Raw genomic sequence first — 26,232 nt, 5'->3', positions numbered from 1 at the left:
TCAGATGGCCGGTTGGAGCTCCAGCACGTGCTTCAGCCGGTCCAGTTGGGCCACATCCGCGCTGACACGGCGCTGCAGCATACCGTCCAGGAAGCCGAACCTGCTGAAGAAACCGAGGCGCCCCTCGCGTTTGGCTTCCATGGCGAACCGGACCCGGGTTCCCCCGTCTTCGGTGCTCAGGTAATAGCCGCCCCAGCGGGTTGCCGGCCCGGACACAACGTGGAACTGGATTTCTGCGCCGGGGCGCACGTTGGTGATTTCCAGGTCCGCGGGAATGCTCAGGCCCGAACGGCCCGCCACCATTTTCCGGTAGACAGCCCCCGCGGCCTCGGCCGGCCCCTGCACGAGCTTCACGCTGCGGACATCGTTGCGCCAGGAGGGAAGATTGGTGGCGTCGAGGAGGTACTGGTAGACCGCCATGGCGTCGCGTTCTATGAGGACCTCGTACTCTGCGATTGCCATGAAGATAGTTCCTGTGGTTGACGTCGGCTGCCGCAATAGCTGCCTCCCCCAACGCGGCCGCTACCCGGATCAGGTTAGCCAGCGCCCGGCGCCCAGACCCAGCCGACAGCGCCGACGTTATTGAAGAGTTACTGGATGACGTCCCGCGTTCAGGACACGGAACCCGCACAGCTTCGGGGTTGGCGGGGAGCCCGCAGATCTGCGCTAAGCTAAGTTCTGCCCCGCGCGAGTGGCGGCATGCGGCTGTAGCTCAATGGTAGAGCGCTAGCTTCCCAAGCTTGATACGCGGGTTCGATTCCCGTCAGCCGCTCTGTTTTCCCTCTTCCCACAGCTTTGCAACCCCCGGCGCGTATTAGGTACAGGGGTGTAGGGTCGGTAGTCAGGAACCTTTTCGGTTCCGCTACAGGAGCAATCATGGCTGACAAGTCCCCGCGTCAAACGGCATCAAAAAAGTCCGGCAAGTCCCTCAAGGAAAAGCGCGCAGACAAGAAGGCCGCCGCTGCGCCCGCCAGCTCCCTGGACATCACATCCAGCAAGGCCGCTAAGAAGAAGTGACAGGCCAACAGGCCCAGCTGAGCCTGGGCGTCCTGGCCACTACGCGGAAACCGGACGAGCGCCGGGTTCCCATCCATCCCCTGCATTTTGAGCGGATCGACCCCGAACTCCGCGGCCGCATCATCCTGGAACAGGGCTACGGCGAGCGCTTCGGTGTTCCGGACAGCCATCTCTCCACCTTGGTGGGAAGAATGGCGGACAAGGAAGAGCTGCTGGCCGCGGCCGACGTCGTGCTCCTGCCCAAACCCCAGCCGGAAGACCTTGCCGACATGCGCGATGGGCAGGTCCTCTGGGGGTGGCCGCACTGCGTCCAGGACCGTGCCATCACCCAACTCGCCATTGACAAGAAGCTCACCCTCATCGCCTTTGAGGCGATGAACCATTGGGCCAGCGACGGTGGTTTCGGCCTGCACGTGTTCCACAAGAACAACGAACTTGCCGGCTACTGTTCGGTCCTGCACGCGCTGGCCCTGACCGGTTCCACCGGGGACTACGGGCGCCGCCTCAGTGCCGTGGTGATCGGTTTCGGCGCCACCGCCCGCGGGGCTGTGACGGCACTGAACGCGCACGGCGTCCACGACGTCCAGGTGCTCACCAACCGCGGTGTGGCTGCGGTGGGTGCCCCTATCCATTCGGTGAACATCGTGCAGTTTGACCACGACGCCGAGGCCCCCTTCCTGAGCCAGGTCATCACCGAGCGGGGCCGGGTTCCGCTGGCCCCGTTCCTCGCCGAAAGCGACATCGTGGTCAACTGCACGCTGCAGGACCCCAACAACCCCCTGACGTACCTGCGGCCAGAGGACCTGGCGGGATTCCGCCCGGGCAGCCTCATCATCGATGTCTCCTGTGATGAGGGCATGGGATTCAGCTGGGCCCGCTCCACCACGTTTGCCGATCCGATGTTTACGGTCGGGGACCACATCAACTACTACGCGGTGGACCACAGCCCCTCCTACCTCTGGAACTCCTCCAGCTGGGAGATAAGCCAGGCCCTGCAGCCGTTCCTCGAAACCGTGATGGCCGGTCCTGACGCCTGGGAAGGCAATGACACCATCGCGCGGGCCATCGAGATCCGTGACGGGGTCATCCGCAATGAAGCCGTGCTCCAGTTCCAGGAGCGCTCCCCGGAGTATCCGCACCGGGTTCTTCACATGGCGGACCGGCTGGCGCAGTCCTAGGCACCTGCGTGGCGGCTGACGATCCTCACCGGGTGGCCGCCTTTCAGGTCCATCCGGAGCTTCAATCCACCCTTGCGCGCCAGGACCACCGCCACCGTCATGGCCGCCAGCGCGGGAACACCGCCGGATACCAGCAGGGCAACGTGGGGATCGGCATGTTCGGCGATCCAGCCCAGCATGGGGCCGCCCAGCGCCTGGCCCCCGATCAGCACCATGATGTACAGGCTCATCACGCGGCCGCGGATGGCCATGTTGGAACTGACCTGCACCAGCTGGTTTGAGCCGGTAAGGAACATCAGGCACCAGAACCCTGACAGGACCATCACGGCCCCGAACCACACCATGGACGGGGCGAGGGTTGCGAGGCAGAGCATCAGGCCATACATCCCCGCGCAGAACACCACGGACCGGAGGCGGAGCTGCCGACGGCGGGTGGACGCCACGGCGCCGGACAGGGCACCCAGTGCCACCAGGGCGTTGAGGAGTCCGTACCCGCCGGCGCCCACCTGGAAGATGTGGTCCGCGTAGGCGGCAAGCAGCACCGGCAGGCTCATGGCGAAGACCGAGATGAACCCCGCCATGAGCCATGGCCAGTAGATGGTGGGCTTGCTCAGGGCGTAGCGCAGCCCTTCCCGGAGCATGCCCTTGCTCTTGGGCGTCGGGGCGCTGACGTACAGCTGGTCCTTGCGCAGGAGCAGGAGCATGGTCACCGTTGAGCAGCAGGCCAGGGCGTTCGCAGCGAACGCCCAGCCCGCCCCTACTGCCGTCAGGAGCAGGCCCGCGATCGCGGGACCGATCAGCCCGCCCAGCTGGAAGGTGGTGGAGTTGACGCTGATGGCGTTCCGCAGATACTTGGGGCCGACGAGTTCATTGACGAACACCTGCCGTGCGGGCTGGTCAAGGACGGTCACCAGGCCCAGGACGCAGGCGATGACATAAACATGCCAGACCATGATGACGCCGGTGAGCGCCAGCAGGGCCAGTGACGCAGCCAGGATGGCGGCCATAGCCTGGCACAGAATGAGGATTTTCCGCTTGGCGAACCGGTCGGCGATCATGCCGCCCCACGGGCCAAGCAGCAGGGAGGGCATGAACTGCAGGGCCACCGTGAATCCGACGGCCGTCACCGATCCCGAGAGCTGCAGCACCAGCCAGTCCTGGGCGATGCGCTGCATCCAGATGGCAATGACGGCGATGAAGTGGCCCACGGCGAAGATCCGGAAGTTGGGCACTTTCAACGAGATGAAGGTGTGCTTCCAGGGGAGCTTTTCGGCGACGACGGCGAGCGGCTGGGTCTGGTTGTCCGGCGGCGGGGTGCCCGCGGCGTCGATGACTGGCTGGGAGACGGAGGCCGACGAAGGCGGTGGGGGTGCCACAGGAGTGTCCTCAAATTGCGGGCGGTCTGGGATGTCCTTAACGCTAGGCTGGCGGAGCAGATTATGGAGGCGTATAGTCCCTATAACTCGTATTGCGAAACGCAATAACCCATCCAGAGTGGAAGGCCCGGGAACCCACAATGTTTGAACCAGCCCAGCTGCGTTCCTTCCTCGCGGTGGCGGACACCCTGAGTTTCACCAAGGCCGCCGAGCGCCTGGGCCTGGCCCAGCCCACCATCAGCCAGCACATCCGAAAACTTGAAGCGGCCGCCAAACGCAGCCTGATTGCCCGGGATACCCGGGACGTCAGGCTCACGGACAACGGCGACGCCATGGCGGGTTTTGCCCGCAACATCCTGTCCGCGCACGACGCCGCCGCGCGCTACTTCTCCGGCTCGGCAATGCGCGGCCGCCTGAGGTTCGGCACCGCGGACGACCTCGCCATCACCGGGCTGCCCCGGATCCTGCGTGAATTCCGGCAGATCTACCCGCAGATCAACCTGGAACTGACCGTTGGGCAAAGCGACCAGCTGTACCGGAAACTCAACGCCGGACAGCTGGACCTGGTGTTCGTGAAATGGGTGGCCGGCGCAAAGGACGGCACCGTGGTCCAGCACGATTCCTTCTCCTGGGTGGGGCTGGAGCAGACGGTGCTGGAGCCTGGAACGCCCGTGCCCCTGATCGCCTACCCGGCCCCCAGCCTCAGCCGGAAGCTGGCCATCGATGCGCTGGAAGCCCATGGCAGGACCTGGCGGATCACCTGCACCACCCGCCAGATCAGCGGCGTGCTTGCGGCAGTCCGGGCCGGCATCGGCGTGGCCGTGATGCCGACGTCGCTGGTGCCCGAGGACCTGAAAATCATCACGCGCCGGTTCGATCTTCCCGCCGTGGGGGATGTGGATTTCACGCTGATCCGCAACCCGTTGGCCAACGCCGAGGTGATCGACGCCCTCACCCAATCGATCGTCGGAAGGACCATTAACCGCCAAACTTAACTCCCTATCGGCACAAATTCCTGCATTTAGGGGAGTTAGGGGCCCGTGTCCATTGATAGGGGAGGTGCCATCCCCTATGCTCAATTACCAAGGTCAAGCAGCAGGCCGGTTCACTAAAACAAGCGCGCATCCGCATGCCGGAAAGCCGCGCCTGGGACAGGCAGCCAATGACGACAGCCAGGAACATCCATCTCGGTTCAGCGCACGCGCGCCCGTACAACACCGCACGGCCGTCCACCCGCCAGAACACCCTCGGAACCGGACACGCCTCCGTGGACTCCGGCTACGTGGGAAAACCCACCTGCGACAAATGCCGTACCGACGAGTTCGTCTACCTCGAATCGTACATTCCGCCCACCTACCGGCGTGACGGAACCGTGGCCACTCTTGGCGAAGTGGCGTACACCTGCACCCGCTGCGAGGAATTCTCGGCCCACAGCGTCCCGGCCACCTGGACACCACCGGGCTGGTATCTGGGCTAGCGAGACCGGCTAAACACACTGCTCTAAAGAGACAAGGCCCTAAAGAGACACGGCCGGGCAGCCACCGTTCGGTGGCTGCCCGGCCATTCCTTGCGCCTGGCTCCGGCGCGCGGGTTTCAAGGGATCAGAGCCTCAATGGCTCAGATCAGCGCGTCCGACAGGTGGTTCGGGGTGCCGAACCGGTGTGCCGTGATGCTGACGGCCTGCTCGTGCAGGAACGGAAGCAGTTCCACGCGCCCGGCCTCTGTGACGGCGTGGGCATAGATGGCCACGTCCGGCCGGCCGCAGGTCGCATCGGCGAGCGCGGAAGCGTCGCCGCCGATCAGGCGGATGCGCGCACCGGACAGTTTGCCCGCGGAGGCGAGGCCTGCCGCCGAAGCCAGCCAGCCGGCGTCGGACTCCACCACTACGTCGATATCAAGGGCGGTGAGCACGGAGCGCAGCTGGGCGGGAAGTTCGACGGCGGTGGACACGGTGACTGCCGAACCCGCCTGCACGCCGGCCGCCACAGTCCGGACGAGGTGCGCCAGCGGCGCGCCTTCGGAGAGCCGGATGGTGACCGGCAGGCTCCGGTAGCGGAAGATGTTGCGCTCGGCGCTGAGTCCGGAGACGTCCTTGGCGGTGCCGAACTCCTTGGCCCACGCTTCGGCGTCGGAGGCCAGGGCGCGCTGGACGGACTCGAGCTCGGCGGGCTGCAGGGCGGGGCCGGCGGCGTTGACGATGCGCCGCACGCCGGGGTGGGTGACAGCGGCATTCGCCGAGGCCGTGCCCGGCGCCCAATCGCCGAGCCCGGCCAGGTAGTTGGGGCCGCCGGCCTTGGTTCCGGCGCCGACGGCGGACTTCTTCCAGCCGCCGAACGGCTGGCGCTGCACGATGGCGCCGGTGATGCCGCGGTTCACATAGAGGTTGCCGGCCTGGATGGTGTCCAGCCAGATGCCCAGCTCCTCGGAGTTCAGCGAGTGCAGGCCTGCGGTGAGGCCGTACTCGATCTGGTTCTGGATGGCGATGGCCTCTTCCAGCGTGTCAGCGGTCATCACACCCAGGACCGGGCCGAAGAACTCGGTCAGGTGGAAGTAGGAGCCGCGCTTGACGCCGTACCGCACGCCGGGGCTCCACAGCCGCCCGGTGTCATCCAGCTTCTGCGGTTCCACGGCCCAGTTCTCGCCGTCGCCCAGGGTTGTCAGGGCGTTGAGGAGTTTGCCGTTGGCGGGCTCGATGATGGGGCCCATCTGGCTGGTGGGGTCCTGCGGGTAGCCCACCTTCAGGGACGTCACGGCGTCAATCAGCTGGTTGTGGAAGCGCTTGGACTTGGCAACCGAGCCCACAAGGATCACCAGCGAGGCCGCGGAGCACTTCTGGCCGGCATGGCCGCACGCGGAGTAGGCCACGTCCTTGGCCGCCAGGTCCAGGTCTGCGCTGGGCGTGACGATGATGGCGTTCTTGCCGCTCGTTTCAGCAAGCAGCGGCAGGTCCTTGCGGAAGGAACGGAACAGCTCGGCGGTTTCGTAGCCGCCGGTGAGGATCACGCGGTCCACGGACGGGTGGCTGATCAGCTGCCGGCCCAGTTCCCGCTCCCCCAGCTGCACCATGGTCAGCACGCCCTTGGGCACGCCGGCTTCCCACAGGGCTTCGATCATCACGGCGCCGCTGCGTGCGGCCTGCTTGGCAGGCTTGATGACGACGGCGGAGCCGGCGGCGAGTGCCGCGAGGGTGGACCCTGCGGGGATGGCGACCGGGAAGTTCCAGGGCGGCGTGACAACGGTGAGCTTGGCTGGGACGAACGTGGCGCCGTCGACCGTGTCCAGCTTCCGCGCGGACTCGGCGTAGTAGTGGGCGAAGTCCACGGCTTCGCTGACTTCGGGGTCGCCCTGGTCGATCGTCTTGCCGGTCTCGCTGGCCATGACCTCCAGGAGGTCGGCCCGGCGGGCTTCCAGGATTTCCCCGGCGCGGTGCAGGATGTCCGCGCGCTCGTTGCCGGACAGGGCGCCCCAGTCCTTGCCCTTTTCCACGGCGTTGGCGATGGCCGTGTTGAGGGTTGCTTCGTCGTTGATGAACGCGGCCTTGACCGACGCGTTGCCCAGGGTGGAGGCCGGGACGCGTTCCAGGATGGCGCGGCCCCAGGTGCGGTTGGCCGGCAGCGCGGGATCGGTGTCCGGGGTGTTCCGGAAACCGGCGTGCGGCATGGGCTCCGGCGGGAGGTTGCGGTCCTGGCGCCGGTTGGGCAGCGGCACGCTGTTGTCCAGGGCGTCGAGCGAGGACAGAAAGCGCTGCTTTTCGCGCTCGAAGAGGCCTTCGTTCTCGCTGAGTTCGAAGACGGCGGACATGAAGTTTTCCTGGCTGGCGCCTTCTTCCAGGCGGCGGATCAGGTAGGCGATGGCGACGTCGAACTCGGAGGGGTGCACCACGGGGGTGTAGAGCAGCAGGGAGCCCACGTCCTTCTTGACCGCCTCTGCCTGGCCCTGCGCCATGCCCAGCAGCATCTCGAACTCGATGCCGGACTCCACGCCGCGCTGCTTGGCCAGGAGCCAGGCGAAGGCGATGTCGAACAGGTTGTGGCCGGCCACGCCGATCCGGATGTTCTGGATCCGGTCCGGGTGCAGCGCGTAGTTGATGACCCGCTTGTAGCTCGTGTCCGAGTCCTGCTTGGTGCCCCAGGTGGCCAGCGGCCAGTCATGCAGGGAGGCCTCCACCTGCTCCATGGGCAGGTTGGCACCCTTGACCACGCGGACCTTGATGCCCGCGCCGCCCTTGGCGCGGCGCTCGGCGGCCCAGTCCTGCAGGCGGATCATGGCGGAGAGTGCGTCCGGGAGGTAGGCCTGGAGCACGATGCCGGCTTCGAGGTCCTTGAACTCGGGCTTGTCCAGGATCCTGGTGAAGACCGCGATGGTCATGTCCAGGTCCTTGTACTCCTCCATGTCCAGGTTTATGAACTTGGCCTTCTTTCCCGGGCCGGCGAAGGAGTTTGCGCGCTGGAAGAGCGGGGTGAGCTTTTCGACGACGTGTTCCACGGCTTCATCGAACGCCCAGGCGGAGTGCGGGGCCACGGTGGAGGAGACCTTGATGGAAACGTAGTCGACGTCGGGACGGGCCAGCAGCGTGTGCGTGCCCTCGAGCCGGCGGGACGCCTCGTGCTCCCCCAGGACTGCCTCGCCGAGGAGGTTGACGTTGAGCTTGATGCCGTCCTTGCGGATCTTGGCGATGGCCGGGCCCAGCTTGGCGTCGGTGGCGTCAACGATCAGGTGGCCCACCATTTCACGGAGCACCCTGCGGGCGATGGGGATGACCACCTGCGGCATGACGGGGGCCATGGTGCCGCCGATGGCCACGGCACTGCGCATGTACCAGGGCAGGAAGGCCGGGACCTTGGGGGCGAGCTTGGCCAGGTTGCGGGCCGCCACGTTCAGGTCCTCGGGACGGACCACGCCATCCACGAAGCCCACGGTGAACTCCAGGCCGTTGGGGTCCTTCAGCACGCCGGCCAGCTGCTCGGCGGAGGCGTCCACGGGGACCTTGGAGGCCTCGGTGAGCCAGCGGCGGACCAAGGCGACTGACTCATTGGCGAGGGCCTTTGCCTGGGGGACGTCGACGTCGACGGTCTGCGGTGCGGTACCGGCTGAAGTTGCTGGTTCCATTGCAACGTGGGTCATGATTTTTCCCGATCTTTCTTGCCGTGGGAGAAGGTCTTTCCACCAGTATGAGCTTCTGCTCACATAAGATAAAGCGATCTTTTCCAACCAATACAGGTTAGGAAAACCGATGGTTTGCCGCCCTGGTTCCGCCCCCGCACGCCCGCTCACCTTTGACGCCCGAAACCTCAACGCCCGCTCACTTCCGGCAACAAACAGCGAACCCCCGCTCACTGGGTGAGCGGGGGTTCGCTGCGGGACGCCCATAAGTGAGCGGGGGTTCCCGGAAAACCCGCCGGATGTGAGCGGGCGTCCCGGAGGAGGGTTAGGCGAGGGGGCGGTGCAGCTCCACGAGCTCCTCATGGCGCGGGCTGTTGGGGTTCATCAGCGAGTGCTTGCGGCCGTAGCCGAAGTAGATGGCCAGGCCGATGATCAGCCACACCACGAACCGCAGCCAGGTCTCCCAGTGCAGCTGCAGCATCAGGAAGGCCGAGGCAAGGACGCCGAAGGCCGGAACCAGGGGCATCAGCGGCAGGCGGAACGTGCGGGGCGCGTCGGGGCGCTTGTAGCGGAAGATGATCACGGACAGGCAGACGACGACGAACGCGGCCAGGATGCCGATGTTGGTCAGGTCAGCGACCGCCTTGATGGGGAACACGCCGGCAAGGAAAGCGGACGCGATGCCGCCGATCCAGGTGACGCGCTGCGGGGTGCCGTGGCGGTCGGTCTTGGAGAACCAGCCGGGGAGCAGGCCGTCGCGGCTCATGGAGAACCAGACACGGGTAACGCCCAGGAGGAACGTCAGCATCACGGTGAGGATGGACAGCACGGCGAACACAGAGATGATGGTGGCGATGACCGGGAGCCCCACGGAGGTGAAGGCCGAGGCGAAGCCCGCCTTGGGGTCGATGTCCTTGTAGTTCTGCATGCCGGTGAGGACCAGGGTGGCGGCAACGTAAAGCAGCATGGCGATGATGAGCGAAAGCACGATGGCCTTGGGCATGTGCTTCTTGCCGTCCTTGGCTTCCTCTGCCGCGGTGCTCATGGCGTCGTAGCCGAACACGGCGAAGAAGACAGTGGCGGAGCCTGCCACCACGGGACCGAAGCCGCTGGGCATGAACGGGTTGTAGTTGTTGGTGTCGATGTAGAAGATGCCCAGCCCGATGATGAAGAGGATCAGGATGACCTTGATGGCCACGGCCACGAGTTCGAACCGGCCGAACGCCTTGGTGCCGCGGGAGAGGATCCAGGTCACCAGCAGGCAGACCAGGATGGCGGGAATGTTGACGATGCCGCCCTTGCCCTCGTCTGCGGTGGAGGTCATCCAGGTGGGCAAATGGATGCCGATGCCGGCGAGGAAGGCGTCAAGGTAGCCGGAGATGCCGATGGCCACCACCGCCACAATGGCAATGTATTCCAGCAGCAGGTCCCAGCCGATGAACCAGCCGATCACCTCGCCGAGCGCTACGTAGCCATAGGTGTAGGCGGAGCCGGCGCGCGGGATCATGCCCGCGAACTCCGCGTAGGACAGGGCTGCGGCCGCTGAGGCCAGGCCTGCGATCAGGAAGGAAATCAGTACCGCGGGCCCCACCCCGGGTGTTCCTTCGCTGCCGGCGGCCACCAGTCCCGCGAGGGAAAAGATGCCGACGCCGATGATTCCGCCAACGCCGATGGCGGTGAGCTGCCACAGGCCAAGGGACTTGAACAGTCCGCTGTGCTTGTTTTCTTCTTCGATGTCATCAATTGGCTTGCGCCGCATGATCGATTGGCTCATATCTTTACTGCTCATCAGGAACTCCTGCTTGGGGTGCGACCCCGCCGCGGCACGCCAAGGAAACTGGCTGTGAGGGGGGTAACTCGGTTTCAACAGTATGCGTGCGCGGTTGCGTTAGATAAAGTGACTACTTCTAACCTATATTCATTAGTTTCAGTTAGGAATCCATCATGCTTGACGTCCGCAGGCTTCGGCTGCTCCGCGAGTTAAGCATCCGGGGGACGCTGGCAGAGGTGGCTGAGGCACTGCAGTACAGCCCGTCGTCGGTATCCCAGCAGCTGGCCCTGCTGGAGAAGGAAGTGGGCGTGGAACTGCTCCGGAAGACCGGGCGGCGGGTGCAGCTGACACCCCAGGCGGAGGTGCTCGTGGCGCACACGGCGCAGCTGCTGGAAACCATGGAGCAGGCCGAAGCGGACCTGGCCGCGTCCCTGACCACAGTCACGGGGACGGTGCGGATTGCCGTGTTCCAGTCCGCGGCGCTGGCCCTGATGCCGGACACCCTCACCCGCATGGCCACCGCCTACCCCGAGGTCCGGATCGAGATGATCCAGCGCGAGCCCGAGACCGCGCTGCATGAGACATGGGCGCGGGACTTCGACCTGGTCATCGCCGAGCAATACCCCGGGCACGCCGCCCCGCGCTATCCGGAGCTGGACCGGGTAAAGCTGACCACCGACGCCATCCGGCTGGCGGTCCCCCCGGCGTCCGACGGCGGCCCGGCCATTCGCGGAATCGAGGACACGGCGCACCTCGCCTGGGTCATGGAACCGAGGGGTGCCGCGTCGCGCCATTGGGCGGAACAGGCCTGCCGCAGCGCCGGCTTCGAGCCCGATGTCCGCTTTGAGACCGCAGACCTGCAGGCCCAGGCACGCCTGATCGAGTCCGGCAATGCCGTGGCCCTGATGCCGGACCTGGTGTGGACCGGCCGCGGCACCACGGCCCAGCTGCTGGAGCTTCCCGGCAAGCCGCACCGCACCATCTTCACCTCGGTCCGCCGCTCCAGCGCCCAGCGCCCGGCCATCCTGGCCGCCCGGGAGACCCTGGCTGCGGCCGCCGCCGCAGTGGCAAGGGACGACGCCGGGTGACCGGCCGCCGTCGTACGCACCCTTCCCTGCGCCGCCACACAGCACGTCGTTGCGCAGGTGCGCCCCCCTTGCGCAGCGATCCCCGGCATCACTGCGCAGCAGCGTACGTGACTCTTGTGTTTCCTGCGTCACTGCGGGCAGAAGGCCGCAGGTCTAGACTGGAGCCGTTATGAATCGAACAATGTTCAAGTCCAAAATCCACCGGGCCACCGTCACGCACGCCGACCTGCACTACGTTGGGTCGGTCACCGTGGACCTTGACCTGCTCGAGGCCGCCGACATCCTCCCCGGCGAGCTGGTGTCCATTGTGGACGTCACCAACGGCGCGCGGCTTGAGACCTACACCATCGCCGGTGAGCGCGGCTCCGGCGTGATCGGCATCAATGGTGCAGCGGCGCACCTCATGCACGAGAACGACATTGTCATCCTCATCACCTACGCCCAGATGACCACCGAAGAGGCCAAGGCCTACGAGCCCCGCGTGGTCCATGTGGATGAAAACAACCGGATGATCCAGCTGGGCAACGATCCCGCAGAGGGCCTCACCCCCGGGATGATGCGCCCCCCTTTCGCGCTTAACAACGCCACCCTGTAACCGGAGCGTGCAACCCGGTCCTTTACTCCAGTGCGCCCAAAAGGCTGATCCTTGCTAGGGGTGCTGGCCGGGTTCTTCGTGGTCTGGTGCATCATCCTGGTGGGATGGTTCGTGGGCCGGCGGAGGATCCTGGGCGACAACGCCCGGCCCGTACTCAGCGGCCTCACCTTCTTCGTCGCCAGCCCGGCGCTGCTCTTCGAAACCCTCAGCAAGGCCCGGCTGCAGGAAGTATTCGCCGAACCGCTGCTGGTTACCGCGGCGGCGGCCATCACCACCGCCGGCATCTTCTTCGCCCTCGCCAGGTTCTGGCTGAAGCGGGCGCTCCCCGAATCGCTGATGTCCGCCATGTCAGCATCGCTGGCCAACTCGGCGAACCTGGGTATTCCCATCGCGGTATATGTCCTGGGCGATGCCAGCTACGTGGCCCCGCTGCTGATCTTCCAGCTGGCGTTCTTCACCCCGATGTTCCTGATGATCCTCGACTCGAGCACCAGCACGCACCGCACCACTGCCCTGGGCTTCCTCCTGATGATCCTGCGGAACCCCATGATTGTGGGCTCCGGCCTGGGGCTGCTGGTGGCCGGTACCGGATTCCAGGTTCCGGCGCTGGTGATGGAACCCATCCACCTCATTGGCGGCGCGGCGATTCCCGCCATGCTGATCGCTTTCGGGATGAGCCTGAACGGCACCCGCCCGCTGCAGGCTTCGGCCGGGCGGCGCGTGGACACCCTGCTGGCGAGCGGCTTCAAGCTGGTGGTCCAGCCGGCCCTTGCCTATGTTTTCGCGCGCTTCGCGCTGGGGATGGACGGCCATGCCCTGTTCGCGGTGGTGGTCACGTCGGCCCTGCCCACCGCGCAGAACGTGTTCGTGGCCGCCAGCAGGTACCAGACGGGGCTCACCGTGGCGAAGGACACCGTGCTAATCACCACCGTGGTGGCAGTGCCGGCGATGATCGGCGTCGCGCTTTTGTTGGCATAAGCCTGTGAATCTGTTGAACCGCACACCCAGCTTGGAGGGCTGATGAACACTGTTCTTGACACCGTGGTGATCGGCGGCGGCGCCATGGGCTCCGCCGCCGCGTGGGCGTTGTCCCGCCGCGGCCGGCAGGTAACGCTGGTGGAGCAGTTCGGTCCCGGGCACAGGATCGGCGCATCCCACGGGGCAACACGGAACCTGAACCCGGGCTACCACCGGCCCGAGTACGTGGACATGCTGGCCGAGGGGCTGGCCCTGTGGGACGAGCTGGAGCAGGAAAGCGGCACACAGCTGCTGGCGCGCACCGGGATCGTCAACCACGGCCCCGGCGGGGACCTCCAAAAGGTTTCGGCTGCCCTCACCGCTGCCGGGATCCGGGCCGAGTTCCTGGACCCTGCCGAGGCGCATGAACGGTGGCGCGGCATCCGCTTCGACCAGCAGGTCCTGCACATGCCCGACGGCGGCCAGCTCAACCCGGAAGCCGCGTTGCCCGCCTTCCAGCGGCTGGCCACCGCCCGGGGCGCCGAGATCAGGCACCACACCAAGGTGGTGGACTTTGTGGTGCTCGACGACGGCGTGCGGCTGACGCTCGAATCGGCTGCGGGCACCGAGGTGGTTACGGCAGCGCAGGCAGTGGTGACGGCAGGCGGCTGGACCGGGAAGCTGCTGGATATTCTCTCCGGCAACGCGTCAGACGCGGACGCTGGCAGGATCCGCCTACCCCGGCTCCGGGTGACGCAGGAGCAGCCTGCGCATTTCCGGGTGGCGGACGCCGGCGCCGTGTGGCCCGGCTTCAACCACTATCCGGGTCCGGACTACCGGGGCTGGTACTCCCCTGTCTATGGCATGCAGACTCCGGGCGAGGGCATCAAGGCCGGCTGGCATGGGGTGGGACCCGTGGTGGACCCGGACCACCGCGACTTCCGGCCCGAACCAACGCAGCTGGCAGCGCTGCAGGACTACGCGCGGCAGTGGCTGCCCGGCGTCGACCCCGATGACCTCGAGGCCATCAGCTGCACGTACACCACCACCCCGGACGAGGACTTCATCCTGGACCGGGTGGGGCCTGTGGTGATCGGCGCCGGCTTCTCCGGGCACGGCTTCAAGTTCACCCCCGTCATCGGACGGATCCTGGCCGACCTTGCCACCGGGGCCCGGCCCGCGCCGTCGATCTTCCGAGCCTCCCGGTAGTCATCCCCCGGCGGGCATCGCGCCAGCCGGCATTCCACTAGACGGCGCGGCCATGGCTGGAGCCGCCTTCGGGGCTGGACACGGGTTCCGGATCGACAGGTTCCTCCACAGGTTCTGCGGCAGGCTCCGCTGTTTCGGCCTTGACGGCGGGCATGGCCAGCACCGCCGCGACGGTCAGCAACCCGGCCACCAGCGCGGCCAGGAACACAGCCCCGGACGCGGCCACCACGGTGGCGGGGTCCCCCTCGCCGCCGCTGCTGCGGCCGTAGATGGCGTTGGCCACGGCACCGAACACGGCCACGCCCAGCGCACTGCCGATGGAGCGGGCAAACATGTTGGTGCTGGTCACCACGCCGCGTTCATGCCAGGGGACGCTGGACTGAGCGGCGATCAGGGTTGGCGTGGCCAGCAGGCCCAGGCCGAGCCCGACGACGAAGCAGCTGACGGCGATCAGCGCAACGTTGGGGGCGCCGGCGGTCAGCGACAGGATCAGCAGGCCCGCCACGGAAATGGCGATGCCGATCAGGGCCGTGGACTTGAAGCCGATGCGCAGGTAGAACCTGCCGGCCTGCGAAGCGCTGAGCGGCCAGCCGAGGGTCAGGGCTGCCAGGGCCAGGCCGGCCACCAGGGGCGAGGAAGACAGTGCTCCCTCCAGGAAGGTGGGCACGTAGGAGGTGAGGCCGATCATCACCGTGCCAACCCCGAAGGACACCAGGGCGGTGGTGGCCAGCAGGCGCCGCGATACCACCCAGGAGGGCAGGATGGGTTCGGCCGCGCGCCGCTCCACCAGGAGGAACGCGGCCAGCAGGACTGCGCCCACCACGAAGACGCCAATGCTGATGGGCGAATTCCAGGCCCAGGCCTGGCCGCCCTGGAGGGCGCCGAGGATCAGCAGCCCCAGCGAGCCGGCCAAAAGCACGGCGCCGGCGTAGTCCACCTTGTGCTTGGCACGTTCCACGTTTTCGTGGAGCGTGCGGACCAGCATCCACCCGGCCAGCAGGCAGAGCGGAACGTTGACCAGGAAGATGCCGCGCCAGATGCCCAGCGCGGAGAAAATGCCGCCCAGGCTGGGGCCAACCACCGAGGAAACAGCCCACACGCTGGCCAGGTAGCCCTGGACCTTGGCGCGCTCCTGCAGGGTGTAGATGTCGCCCGCGATGGTGATGGACACCGGAAGCACCGCGCCGGCGCCCAGTCCCTGCAGGGCCCGGAAGGCGATCAGCGACGGCATGCTCCAGGCGACGCCGCACAGCACGGAACCCAGCAGGAACAGGCCAATGCCGGTCAGGATGATGGGCTTGCGGCCCGCCATGTCCGAAAGTTTTCCGTAGATGGGTACCGTGACTGCCTGCGCCAGCAGGTAGGCGGAGAACAGCCAGGGGAAGGACGAAAAGCCGCCCACGTCACGGACGATCGACGGCACGGCCGTGGCCACGATGGTGGAGTCGATGGCCACGAGTCCCGTGGACAGCATCAGTGCGATGAGGATGGGTCCGCGTTCGGACCGGAACCCCACTCCCTGGGCGCGGGCGGTCGTCATCAGTCTCGTTTCAGTAATGTGGGTCCCTGTTACCTCCACTCTACGTACCCACGACGGGAGCCGACTATCTCCTGCCCTGGTGTTCGTCCAGCAGCCGGGCACAGCGGATGAAACCCAGGTGCGAGTAGGCCTGCGGATGGTTGCCCAGGTGGGTCTCGGTGCCGGGGTCGTATTCCTCGGGGAGCAGCCCGGTGGGGCCGAAAAGGTTCACCAGCTGGTCAAACAGGTCCCAGGCCTCATCGATGCGGCCCACGGCCACGTACGCCTCGATCAGCCAGGTGGTGCAGATGTGGAACCCGCCCTCCAGGCCCGGCAGCCCGTCGTCGTACCTGTAGCGGAAGACCGTTGGCCCCACCCGCAGCTCCCGCTCCACGGCGGTGACGGTGTCCAGGAAACGCTGGTCCGTGACGTCCAGCAGGCCGGAGAGACCGATGTGAAGGACGGCGGCATCCAGGTCCGGGCTGTCGTAGGCAACAGTGTAGGACTTCGCGGACTCGTCCCAGCCCTCACGGAGCACTTCCGCACGGATCGTGGCTGCCGCCGGCGCCCAGGCCGGGTCCGGCTCCCGGCCGTGCCGCGCCGCGGTCCGCAGCGCGCGGTCCAGGGTCACCCAGCACATCACCTTTGAATACACGTGATGCCGTGCCGCCCGCCGGGCTTCCCAGATCCCGTGGTCCGGCTCATGCCAGCGGGCCAGGACCGCCGAGGCCATCTGGATCATCAGCTCCCAGTAGTCGTCGGCGAGCGCGCCCTCGCGTTCACTCAGCGAGTGGATGAGTTCGGCCACCGGCCCAAAGACGTCCAGCTGGACCTGGTGGTCCGCCGCGTTTCCGATCCGCACCGGACGGGAGCCCGCGTACCCGGGAAGGCTGTCGACCACGGCTTCCGTGGACAGCGGCGCGCCCGTCACCGAGTAAAGGGGGTGCAGCCATTCGGGGCCGGGTGCGTGTTCGAGGATCCGGCCCAGCCAGCCCAGGAATCCGGCTGCCTCCGCCGTGGAGCCCAGGTCCACCAGCGCATTGACGGTCATGGAGGCATCCCGCAGCCAGCAGTACCGGTAATCCCAGTTCCTGGTCCCGCCGATTCCCTCGGGCAGGGAAGTGGTGGGGGCCGCGAGTACGGCGCCCGTGGGTTCATGCACCAGGGCGCGGAGCACCAGCGCCGACCGCCGTACCAGCGAGGGCTTGACCGATGGCAGGGAAAGGTTCTGCACCCACTGCCGGGCATGGAGCGCCACCCGGGCCCGCCGTTCCGTCTCCCCGCCGGGGTCCGCGGACTGCGGTTCGGTGTCCCCGCAGCGGAGGTTAAGTACCACGGGCCCGTCCTGGAGGTTGACGGATGCCGTTGCCGTGGCATGGCGGCCGTCCGAGGTGATGCTGAACGCGGCGCCCGGCGCGAACAGGATGATGGGCTCCGAGGTGCCCAGCACATGCAGTTCCCCGCCCCGCGCCTCCATGCTGAACGGGGCGTTGGCGTAGTCCGGCCGCGGAGCAAACGTGATCCTGGCTGCGCCGTGGCCCGTCAGCACCCGGACCAGGCTGGTGATGCCTTCCGGTGCGGGCTCCAGGTAGTCGGTGACCGTGACGTCCGCCCAGCGGGTTTCGACAATCATGGTGCTGTCCACGTAGCGCTGTCCCAGCACCTGGGAGGCTTTGACCGGTTCCACCGAGAAGTGCCCGGCGGCATCGCCGCCCAAAATGTGGGCGAACAGTGAACCGGAGTCCGGCAGAGGGTGGCTCATCCAGCAGATCTTCGCGTCGGGCGTCAGCAGCGCGGTGGAGGAGCCGTTGCCGATCATCGAGTGGCGTTCAAGGCCAACCGCGTCCTCCCCGAACAGCCACGCCCGCCGCAGTTCGAAGAGGAACGCCAGGACGCGGGCGAAGGATTGGGGGTCGCGGAGGCGGTGCGGTGCTGCCGTCTCGCCCGGGCCCACGTGCAGCCCGAGGTCGGGCCCGCGCAGGGTGGCGATGGCCAGTTCGTCGCTGGCGGCGTCCCCGGCGAACATGGCCGCGCTGGCCCCCAGCCGGGACCTGAGGGTCTCCAAGGCCTCGCCCTTGGACGGTTCCACCACGGACAGGTCCAGCACGGAGCCGTCCACAATGAAGAACAGCCCGTGGGCAGCAGCGATCTGCCGGGAAATTTCCGTCACGGTCGCCACCACGTCCGGCCGGGCCGGCCGGGTGTGCACCGAAACTGCCACCGGTTTGCGTTCGATCCAGATGCCCTCGTGGAAGCCGACGGCCTCGTTGAGGGCGGCATTGACCTTTTGCAGGACGGACTCGGTGGCCAGGGTCTGCGCGTGGGCGAACCCCATGTCCGCTTCGGCGCCGTGCGAACCGATGAGGTGCACCTCCGCGGGCAGCCGTGACACCGCTGCCAGGTCACGCAGTGAGCGGCCCGAGATGATCGCCGCATGGGTATTGGGCAGCGCTGCCAGCGCACGAAGCGCAATGGCCGCGCTGCCCAGCGGGAGCGTCTCGGTGGAAATGCCTTCGGCGTCGCACAGCGTTCCGCCGTAATTGCAGGCCACCAGGAGGCTGGGGACGCGGGCCAGCACCTTGAGTTCCGTGAGCAGGGCGGGGGTCAGCCCGTTGTCCGCCGCATCGGACTGGATGAAGGCGCGCAGCATGTCCAGCGGAAGGGACCGGGTGAGCAGCGCGGAATCCGCCACGCTCTGGTTCAATGGCGTCGGCATCCAAAACCCCTTTGAGGCAGGGCCAGGCCGGGAACACAGCCGCACGGACGGTCCGCGGGCTACCGGTTGGCGCCCCGGGGTTCCGGGTGGATGACCCGGGGCACATCCCATCCTCAGCCCGGGCAGTTACCCCCGGAAGTCCCCTTCATTGCGTATGTGTAAAAGTCCGACCGACCGAGTGGCGTTGCATGTTGCGCACCGGCCGGCAAACCACAGCGGCTACACCCGGACCAGCCCGGCCGCCTCGGCCAGGAGTTCCACGGACCGCAGGCGCGCCTCCGTCCCCGGGCTCTGGTGCGCCACGATGAGTTCGTCTGCATCGGCGTGCTTTCCAAAGCTGTCCAGGTAGTCAATGACGACGTCGGGCGTCCCCACTGCGGAGTACGTCATCATTTGTGCCATGTGGCGTCCCTGCGGCGAGTCCAGGATCATGTCCGCCTCGTCGTCGGTGAATTCGCGGCCGCCGCCGAAAAACAGGGAGACGCGGGCGCGCTTGGTGGCCTGGAACATGGCCTGCGCCTCGGACGCGGAGTCGGCGGCGATGACGTTGACGCCGGCGATCACGTGCGGCGCGTCCAGCTGGGCGGACGGTTTGAACTCGCTGCGGTAGATGGCCACCGCGTCCTGCAAAGCGGCGGGGGCGAAGTGCGAGGCGAAGGCGTAGGGCAGGCCCAGCTGCGCGGCCAGGCGGGCGCCGAACAGGGACGAGCCCAGGATGTACAGCGGCACGTTGGTCCCCTTGCCCGGGGTGGCCTCGACGCCCTCGATGCGGGTGGGGCCGGTCAGGTAGCCCTGCAGTTCAAGGACGTCCTGCGGGAAGCTGTCGGCGGACATCGGGTCCCGGCGCAGCGCCCGCATGGTGTTCTGGTCACTGCCCGGGGCCCGGCCCAGGCCCAGGTCGATCCGTCCGGGGTGCAGCGTTTCCAGGGTGCCGAACTGCTCTGCGATGGTCAGCGGGGAATGGTTGGGCAGCATGACGCCGCCGGCGCCCAGCCGGATGCTTTCGGTGTGCGCCGCCACATGGGCGATCAGCACGCTGGTGGCGGAGGAGGCGATGGAGGACATGTTGTGGTGCTCGGCGTACCAGACGCGCCGGTAGCCCAGCTTCTCGGCGCTCTGCGCCATGGCCACGCTGCCTGCGAAACTCTCCGCCGCCGTCTGGCCTTTGCCAATGGTTGCCAGGTCAAGGATGGAGAGGGGAAGAGTCACGTCAGGTGCCGGCCTTTCAAAATGTTTCGTAGGGGGGGGTGCCGGCCGGATTGCGGCGGGCACGTGATGCATAACGACGGCGGGCCCCGCCTTATTTCTGTGAGCTGGGGAATACTCAGCATACTGATGAGGTTGCCGCCCCTATGAGCCATGATTCAACGAAGCAGCTGGAACTGTCCGCAACGATCGACCTCAAGGACCTGGGAACCGTGCACCGGCTGGGTTTTGGTGCCATGCGCATTGTGGGTGACGGCGTCTGGGGTGAGCCCGCAGACCGGCAGGCCGCCGTGGCCGTGGTGCGCCGCGCCGTCGAACTCGGCGTGGATTTCATTGACACCGCCGACTCGTACGGCCCCAACATCAGCGAGGAAATCATTGCCGAGGCCCTCCACCCCTACAAGGAGGGGCTGAAGATCGCCACGAAGGTGGGCTTCACACGCACGGGGCCCAACAAATGGGTTCCCGTTGGCCGGCCGGAATACCTGCGCCAGCAGACGGAACTGAGCCTGCGCAAGCTGAAGGTGGACACACTGGACCTGCTGCAGCTGCACCGCATCGATCCCAAGGTGGACGCCGAGGAGCAGTTCGGCGTGCTGCGGGAGCTCCAGGACGAAGGCAAGGTCCGCGCCCTGGGCCTGTCCCAGGTGGGCGTGGCCGAACTCGAAGCCGCCGGAAAGCACTTCACGGTGTCCACCGTCCAGAACCGCTACAACCTGACGGACCGCAGCTCCGAGGACGTGCTGCGCTACTCCGAGGAGAACGGAATCGGCTTCATCCCGTGGGCGCCGATCTCCGCCGGCGAGCTCGCCCGGCCCGGCGGACCGCTGGATGAGGCCGCCAAGCGCCTTGGCGCCACCACCTCCCAGGTGGCCCTGGCCTGGCTGCTGCGCCGCTCCCCCGTGATGATGCCCATCCCCGGCACCGGCTCCGTGCAGCACCTCGAAGAGAACATGGCCGCCGCAGGCATCACGCTCGATGACGATACGTACGCGGAGCTTGAAGCGGCCGGCAAGTAGAGCATCAGAGACAGGAGAAACACCATGGCAAACATTTTGATGGTCGTCTCGGCCGCGGATTCCCTCACCATGAAGGACGGCAGCGAGCACCCCACCGGCTACTGGGCAGAGGAACTGGTGGTGGCCCACCAGACCCTGACGCAGGCCGGCAACACCGTCCACATCGCAACCCCCGGCGGCCGGAAGCCCACCGTGGACCAAGTCAGCCTGGCTGCCGAATCGGCGGGTGGCGAGGACCGGGCACAGGGCTTCCGGGACTACCTGGAAAAGATCGACGGCGAGCTGGCGCACCCGCTGGTGCTGGCCGACGTCGACGCCGCAGCGTATGACGCCGTGGTGATGCCCGGCGGCCACGGCCCCATGGCGGACCTGTACCAGGACGCCGACCTGGGACGCCTGCTGGTGTCAGCCAACAGGGACGGCAAGATCATTGCGCCGTTCTGCCACGGTCCGGCGGGGCTGCTGAGTGCAACGGACGACGACGGCGGGTTCGCTTTCAAGGGCCGGCGTTTGACGGTCTTCACCAACGAGGAGGAGCTGGGCGGCGGGACCGGGGAGAACACCCCGTGGCTGGTGGAGGATGCGCTGAAGGAGAAGGGCGCGGTGATCGAAAACGGTGCCGCCTGGTCCTCCAACGTGGTCCGCGACGGCAACCTCATCACCGGGCAGAACCCGCAGTCCAGCGAGGACGTGGCCAAGGAAGTCCTGGCTGCCCTGAGCTAGTTCAGCAAGCACAAACGGCCATAAAAGAGGGGACCAGTTCGCAATGAACTGGTCCCCTCCTTGCGGCGCGCGTCATTGGGCGCCGGCCCGGCAGTGCTACTTCAGCTTGAAGTTCGCACTGATGAAGCTGCCGTCGTTCGCCGTCATGGTCAGCGTGTAGCAGCTGCCGGCCGTGGCGGGCGTCTTCCAGTTGTAGATGAACTGTCCTGACGTGGCGTCGTACCGCAGCGAGGTGTTGCCGGTGGCTGTGGTTTCGATGTCGTCGATCGGGCTCAGGAGCGAGCAGGCCACTTGCTTGGTGGTGAACTTGGCAAGTGCCGGATCAGTCAGCTCGGTAGCACCGGCGAAGATCTCGAACTTCGCCGGAACCGTGCTGCCGTTCTTCACCGTGTTCAGGACACCGTTCATGTCCACCGGCTGGTAGAACCCCTTCAGCGTCCAGGCCTTGACCGTGTAGGTCTGCTCCACCGTTGTGGTGTTACCGGCCAGGTCGGTTGCCGTTGCCTTGAGCGTGTGCGTCCCGTTCTTGGTGTCATAGCCGGTGACCGCGCAGCTGCCCGAGAGGCCCGAACCGCCGCTGTCCGTTGCCGTGCAGGTGGGTTTGGCGGCGGTGGAGCCAAAGAAGCTGTCCCCCACGATCGAGTCGAAGGAAACGGCGGGCGCCGTCTTGTCGACCTTGAAGGTGGCCGAGGTGGCGCCTTCAGGAGTGGTGTTGCCGGCGCCATCCGTGAAGGCCGGGCTGTTCACGGTCACCGTCCCACCCTCGCCGGTGGTGGTCCGTGACTGGGTTGCGGAGGCAGGACCTGACACGTCGTCAGTTCCTGTAAAGGTGGCAGTGACGTCTGTGTTGTACCAGCCGTTGCTGTTGGCCTGCGTCGTGGCCCCGCTGTAGGCGACCTTCGGCGCGGTCTTGTCAATCCTGAACGACTTGGTGGTGGCCCCGGTGGGTGTGGTGTTGCCGGCGTTGTCGACGAAGGCAGGGCTCGGTACCAACACGTCCAAGCCCTCACCGCTGGAGGTTGCCGTCTGGGAGGAGACAGCCAGCCCCGATGTCTTGTCCGTGGCTGTAAAGCGGGCCTCGACGTCCGATACGTACCAATCGTTCAGGCCCAGGGTGCCGAACGCAACGTCGGCGTAGCTGACATCCGGTGCGGTCTTGTCGATTTTGTATGACCGGGAAACGGCACCAGCGGCGGTGGTATTGCCCGCGTTGTCGGTGAACGCCGGACTCTGGACCGTCACCGCCTCGCCTTCCCCGGCAGAGGTTACAGTTTGCGTTGCGGTGAGCGGTCCGGAGATCAGGTCCGTGGCGCTGAAGTCCGTCTGGACATCGGAGGTGTACCAGCCGTTGGTGCCGGCGGTTCCGGTTTCATCGGCGTAGCTTACCTCCGGAGCCGTCTTGTCGATCTTGAAGGTGTGTGAAGCCGCGCCCTCCGCGGCGGTGTTGCCCGCAATGTCAGTGAAAGACGGGCTGTTTACCTGGACTGCCGGTCCTTCGCCGGAGGAGGTCACCTTCTGTGATGAGGTCAGCAATCCCGAAGTGGCATCCGATCCGGTAAATGTGGCATCCACGTCGGACGTGTACCAGCCGTTGGTGCCGGCGGTTCCCGTTGCGTCTGTGAAACCAACCGTGGGGGCGGTGCCGTCCTTCTTCAGGTTGACGGTTTGAGTGGCCGCAGTCCCACCGGAGCTGGAGGCGGAACAGCTGAAGTCGGTAGCCACCTGGTCCGCGGCGATGGTCTGGTCCTGGCACCCCGTCTTGCTGAGGGTGCTCAAAGAATCGCTTTCTGTCACCGTCCAATGCAGGGCGACAGCGCTCTTGTACCAGTCGTTCGAGCCATCCGGCGTAGTGGGCGACAGGGTATAGGAAATGACGGGAGCCGACCCGTCAGTGATCCCGTAGGTAACGGAGCTGGCTACGGTGAGTCCGCCCTTGTCCGTGTAGCTGCAGCTGGCTTCCTGCGTGCCGACACCGCCGGCTCCGTCGGCGCCCGAGACGGCACCGAAGGTTGCCGGGAAGGAGCTGTTGCCGTCCTCAACGTCAGTCACGCTGCAGGTTGCGGCAGGAACGGCGCCCTTCGGATACGAGGCGCCAGCGGTGACGCCGGTGATATTGAGCTTGGGCGCCGTGTTGGACGGCGCGGGGGCAACCACGTTCACCGTGAACGTGGCTGGGGCAAGGTTGAAGGTTCCGCCACTGTTGTTGCTTGCCTGGCTTGCACTCACGGTGGCAGAACCGGCGCTGACCGGGGTGACGGTCAAGGACTTCGTGTCACCGCATGACGTGAAGGTCACCGACGACGGGGACACCGTGGCGACGGCAGGGTTGCTGGAGCTGAGGTTCAGCGTGAGCGTGGTTGCACCTGTCAGGTTGCAGCCGCTCTTGCCATCGCTGCCCGTAGGCGCCACTGCCAGCGTAGTGCTGCCGTTGGCACCGCCGACGTTGAGCGGCATCAGCTCTGCCACTGAGTCAACCGTGCCGTCAAGGTTGTTGAAAATGTCATCGGCGTAAGCCACCCCACCGCCCGCAAGCAGCATGCTTCCCGCAGCTACTGCCGCCGCTGTCCTGGTGCTGGTTCGCCTAAGCAGGCCCGTCCCCCCAGTTGCAGTCTTCCCACCCGGCGAATGATTCATGTTTGTGCCTCCCTCATTTGCCCGCAGCCCATCCGGGCCGCAGCGTATCTCACCGTAAGTTGGGGCACGGGCGGAGAACACGCGTAGTCACCACCTGTCTTTTCCGGCCGGGTACTCGTTTTCTGATGGATCTGTGACGCGCCATGGGGGTAGTGGCCCGGGCTGGGCTGAAATGTGACCGCCGCGGTCCTCCGGTTAACCGCCGTTACTTCCTGTATCCCAGCGTTTCGGGGGCTTTGATTCGCTGTCGGCGGCTGCCGGATAGTTGCTGCAACGCGCACATTCCGTTGCATCTCCACCCCCTTTCCAAGGAGGAATCATGGCCATCAAGCCCAAGCCGGCCGCCGTCGTTGCCCTGGCCGTCTCAGCCCTGCTGGGACTGGCTGCCTGCTCCGATCCCGGCGCCTCGGCGGCGACGGCACCGTCGTCGTCCGCCACCAACGCCAGTGGCAAGACCTTCAACCTGTCCCCGGATCAGAACCGCATCACAGCGACCAAAGACCCGTCCGCGGCGGCCCTGGTGCCGGAGGCCATCAAAGCGGACGGCAAGCTGACCGTAGTGACCACCGGCGGGGCGGCGCCGCTCAGCCTGTTCGCCACGGACAACAAGACCCTGATTGGCAGCGAGGTGGACATCGCCTACGCGGTGGGCGAGGCGCTGGGCCTGGACGTGGAGGTCCTGCCTGTGGCGTGGGCAGTCTGGCCGCTGGGCGTGGAGTCTGCCAAGTACGAGGCCGTGCTTTCCAACGTGACCGTCACCGAGGCGCGGAAGGAGAAGTTCGATTTCGCCACCTACCGAAATGACCTGCTGGGCTTTTACGCCAAGAACGACTCCAGCATCGGTGAGATCAAGGAAGCCAAGGATGTAGCCGGCAAGAAGATCATCGTTGGATCCGGCACCAACCAGGAAGCCATCCTGGTGCGCTGGGACGAGGAGAACAAGAAGAACGGCCTGGCGCCGGTCCAGTTCCAGTATTACGACGACGACTCCGCCTCGAGCCTGGCCCTTCAGTCGGGCCGTGCTGACCTGACGTTCGGCCCCAACGCGGCTGCCGCGTACAAGGCAGCGCAGGACGGAAAGACGAAGCAGGTGGGCACGTTGAACGGCGGCTGGCCGCTGACGGCACAGATCGCCTTCACCACCAAGAAGGGCAACGGCCTGGCGTTGGCCGCCCAGGCTGCGCTGAACCACCTGATCGAGGACGGCACCTACGCCAAAATCCTGGACCGCTGGGGCCTCTCCTCCGAGGCCATCCAGAAGTCCGAGCTGAACCCGGCGGGCCTGCCCAAGAAATAAGGCAGCCTGCCGACGAAGGAATCCCCGCCCTGCCGGCAGCAGGGCGGGGATTCTTCTGTTTGAGTGCGGATCCGCGAAAGTGCGCTCCCGGCCGGTTAGGCAATAGTCTGGCCAGATGGGGACCAGTGCCGTTAACTCCGGCGAACAAGTGGACAGGCAGACGCGCATACTCGAGGCGGCCATGGACCTGCTGTCCCGGCACGGCATTTCCGGAGTGAGCATGCGGTCCGTGGCGCGGGAAGCCGGCGTGGCGCTGGGCCTGGTCAACTACTACTACGACGACAAAACCACCCTGATCCGGGCAGCCCTGCGCCGGGTGGATGAGCATGACCTTCTGCTCGTCGCCCCCGATCCGTCCATGCCCCCGGATGAACAGCTGCGCAAGGCCCTGCGGCGGGTTGCCGGCGCCGACCTGCTGACCACGCGCTACCTGTCCCTGCGCCTCCACCTTTGGGCCCTCGCCCAGGCCGACGAGGACTACGCCCAGATCAACGCCGCCGCCTTCGACCGCTACATCGACGGGCTCGCAGCACTGGTATCCAGCGCCAGGCCAGGGCTCTCCTGGGAGGCATGCCGGGAGCGCGCATCGGACATCGTGGTCATCCAGAACGGCATGTGGCTGACCGCACTGCTCGGGGTGGACAATGCCGCCATCCAGCGAAGTATCCAGCGCACGGAACAGATTGCCTTCGCGCCGGTCCAGGATGAAGGGGCCGGCGGGCAGGAGCCCAGCCCGCGCTAACCCGCCTGCTCCCGGGCGCAGACGGCCCGAAAGTAACATTGAACGAGTGTTCAAAAAAGTATTGAACACTCGTTCAACGTGC

Annotated in this window: 20 protein-coding genes and 1 tRNA gene; 13 read left to right on the top strand and 8 right to left on the bottom strand. The window is 66.4% G+C overall.

Going from position 1 to position 26,232, the window contains the following annotated elements:
* Complete coding sequence (locus tag ACV095_RS01405; protein WP_478222750.1) at positions 1-462, bottom strand: SRPBCC family protein; 462 nt, start codon at positions 460-462, stop codon at positions 1-3.
* Positions 463-701: 239 nt separating this feature from the next.
* Here ACV095_RS01405 and ACV095_RS01400 point away from each other — a divergent pair.
* The 3 genes from ACV095_RS01400 (at position 702) to ACV095_RS01390 (ending at position 2,195) form a co-directional block, all read left to right on the top strand.
* Positions 702-772 (top strand) — tRNA-Gly (locus ACV095_RS01400).
* A gap of 104 nt (positions 773-876) precedes the next feature.
* Positions 877-1,017 (top strand): hypothetical protein, encoded by a 141-nt coding sequence (locus ACV095_RS01395; RefSeq protein WP_018769964.1) that lies wholly within the window; start codon positions 877-879, stop codon positions 1,015-1,017.
* Positions 1,014-2,195, top strand: coding sequence for a N(5)-(carboxyethyl)ornithine synthase (locus tag ACV095_RS01390; protein ID WP_478222749.1), 1,182 nt, complete (start codon positions 1,014-1,016; stop codon positions 2,193-2,195). The genes ACV095_RS01395 and ACV095_RS01390 overlap by 4 nt, the downstream gene beginning before the upstream one ends.
* On the opposite strand, the gene ACV095_RS01385 is transcribed toward ACV095_RS01390, so the two are convergent.
* Positions 2,192-3,571 (bottom strand): MFS transporter, encoded by a 1,380-nt coding sequence (locus ACV095_RS01385; protein ID WP_134165004.1) that lies wholly within the window; start codon positions 3,569-3,571, stop codon positions 2,192-2,194. The genes ACV095_RS01390 and ACV095_RS01385 overlap by 4 nt on opposite strands.
* Before the next feature lie 140 nt (positions 3,572-3,711).
* On the opposite strand from ACV095_RS01385, the gene ACV095_RS01380 reads away from it, so the two are divergent.
* Both ACV095_RS01380 and ACV095_RS01375 read left to right on the top strand, forming a co-directional pair.
* Positions 3,712-4,566 (top strand): LysR substrate-binding domain-containing protein, encoded by an 855-nt coding sequence (locus tag ACV095_RS01380; RefSeq protein WP_134165003.1) that lies wholly within the window; start codon positions 3,712-3,714, stop codon positions 4,564-4,566.
* Positions 4,567-4,733: 167 nt separating this feature from the next.
* Positions 4,734-5,048, top strand: a complete 315-nt coding sequence (locus tag ACV095_RS01375; protein ID WP_018769960.1) for a hypothetical protein — start codon at positions 4,734-4,736, stop codon at positions 5,046-5,048.
* A 140-nt stretch (positions 5,049-5,188) separates the two neighbouring features.
* Here ACV095_RS01375 and ACV095_RS01370 read toward each other — a convergent pair whose 3' ends face one another.
* Positions 5,189-8,695: a bifunctional proline dehydrogenase/L-glutamate gamma-semialdehyde dehydrogenase gene (locus ACV095_RS01370; protein ID WP_478222748.1), complete on the bottom strand. Its 3,507-nt coding sequence runs from the start codon at positions 8,693-8,695 to the stop codon at positions 5,189-5,191.
* A 304-nt stretch (positions 8,696-8,999) separates the two neighbouring features.
* A complete protein-coding gene (locus ACV095_RS01365) occupies positions 9,000-10,463 on the bottom strand; it encodes an amino acid permease (RefSeq protein ID WP_026265879.1) in 1,464 nt (487 codons plus the stop codon).
* Between the two features lie 155 nt (positions 10,464-10,618).
* Between ACV095_RS01365 and ACV095_RS01360 the strand changes: the two genes are divergently transcribed.
* The 4 genes from ACV095_RS01360 (at position 10,619) to ACV095_RS01345 (ending at position 14,294) form a co-directional block, all read left to right on the top strand.
* A complete protein-coding gene (locus ACV095_RS01360) occupies positions 10,619-11,533 on the top strand; it encodes a LysR substrate-binding domain-containing protein (RefSeq protein ID WP_018769957.1) in 915 nt (304 codons plus the stop codon).
* Between the two features lie 169 nt (positions 11,534-11,702).
* Entirely contained in the window at positions 11,703-12,128 is a 426-nt protein-coding gene (gene panD / locus ACV095_RS01355; protein WP_026265878.1) for an aspartate 1-decarboxylase, read from the top strand.
* 51 nt (positions 12,129-12,179) lie between these two features.
* A complete protein-coding gene (locus ACV095_RS01350; RefSeq protein WP_026265877.1) occupies positions 12,180-13,106 on the top strand; it encodes an AEC family transporter in 927 nt (308 codons plus the stop codon).
* Positions 13,107-13,148: 42 nt separating this feature from the next.
* Complete coding sequence (locus ACV095_RS01345; protein ID WP_478222747.1) at positions 13,149-14,294, top strand: FAD-dependent oxidoreductase; 1,146 nt, start codon at positions 13,149-13,151, stop codon at positions 14,292-14,294.
* 37 nt (positions 14,295-14,331) lie between these two features.
* Here ACV095_RS01345 and ACV095_RS01340 read toward each other — a convergent pair whose 3' ends face one another.
* The 3 genes from ACV095_RS01340 to ACV095_RS01330 all read right to left on the bottom strand — a co-directional run bounded on the left by ACV095_RS01340 (position 14,332) and on the right by ACV095_RS01330 (position 19,738).
* Entirely contained in the window at positions 14,332-15,834 is a 1,503-nt protein-coding gene (locus tag ACV095_RS01340; protein ID WP_478222746.1) for an MFS transporter, read from the bottom strand.
* Between the two features lie 64 nt (positions 15,835-15,898).
* A complete protein-coding gene (locus tag ACV095_RS01335) occupies positions 15,899-18,529 on the bottom strand; it encodes a trehalase-like domain-containing protein (RefSeq protein ID WP_478222745.1) in 2,631 nt (876 codons plus the stop codon).
* Positions 18,530-18,748: 219 nt separating this feature from the next.
* Positions 18,749-19,738, bottom strand: a complete 990-nt coding sequence (locus ACV095_RS01330) for an LLM class flavin-dependent oxidoreductase (RefSeq protein ID WP_223992913.1) — start codon at positions 19,736-19,738, stop codon at positions 18,749-18,751.
* A gap of 143 nt (positions 19,739-19,881) precedes the next feature.
* Here ACV095_RS01330 and ACV095_RS01325 point away from each other — a divergent pair, with 143 nt between their 5' ends.
* Entirely contained in the window at positions 19,882-20,754 is an 873-nt protein-coding gene (locus ACV095_RS01325) for an aldo/keto reductase (protein ID WP_018769950.1), read from the top strand.
* A 24-nt stretch (positions 20,755-20,778) separates the two neighbouring features.
* Complete coding sequence (locus ACV095_RS01320) at positions 20,779-21,477, top strand: type 1 glutamine amidotransferase domain-containing protein (RefSeq protein WP_134164999.1); 699 nt, start codon at positions 20,779-20,781, stop codon at positions 21,475-21,477.
* A 96-nt stretch (positions 21,478-21,573) separates the two neighbouring features.
* Here the strand turns inward: ACV095_RS01320 and ACV095_RS01315 are convergent, their stop codons facing one another.
* On the bottom strand, positions 21,574-24,015 hold the full coding sequence (locus tag ACV095_RS01315) for a PxKF domain-containing protein (RefSeq protein WP_478222744.1): 2,442 nt from the start codon (positions 24,013-24,015) through the stop codon (positions 21,574-21,576).
* 415 nt (positions 24,016-24,430) lie between these two features.
* On the opposite strand from ACV095_RS01315, the gene ACV095_RS01310 reads away from it, so the two are divergent.
* Together ACV095_RS01310 and ACV095_RS01305 are read left to right on the top strand one after the other, a co-directional pair.
* Complete coding sequence (locus ACV095_RS01310) at positions 24,431-25,408, top strand: transporter substrate-binding domain-containing protein (protein ID WP_478222743.1); 978 nt, start codon at positions 24,431-24,433, stop codon at positions 25,406-25,408.
* A gap of 115 nt (positions 25,409-25,523) precedes the next feature.
* On the top strand, positions 25,524-26,150 hold the full coding sequence (locus ACV095_RS01305) for a TetR/AcrR family transcriptional regulator (RefSeq protein WP_478222742.1): 627 nt from the start codon (positions 25,524-25,526) through the stop codon (positions 26,148-26,150).
* The last annotated feature ends 82 nt before the right edge of the window (positions 26,151-26,232 follow it).

The organism is Arthrobacter sp. JDC6 (assembly GCF_056484025.1).
Note: the sequence above shows the minus strand (reverse complement) of the source record. Positions and strands in the feature narration are given on the sequence as shown.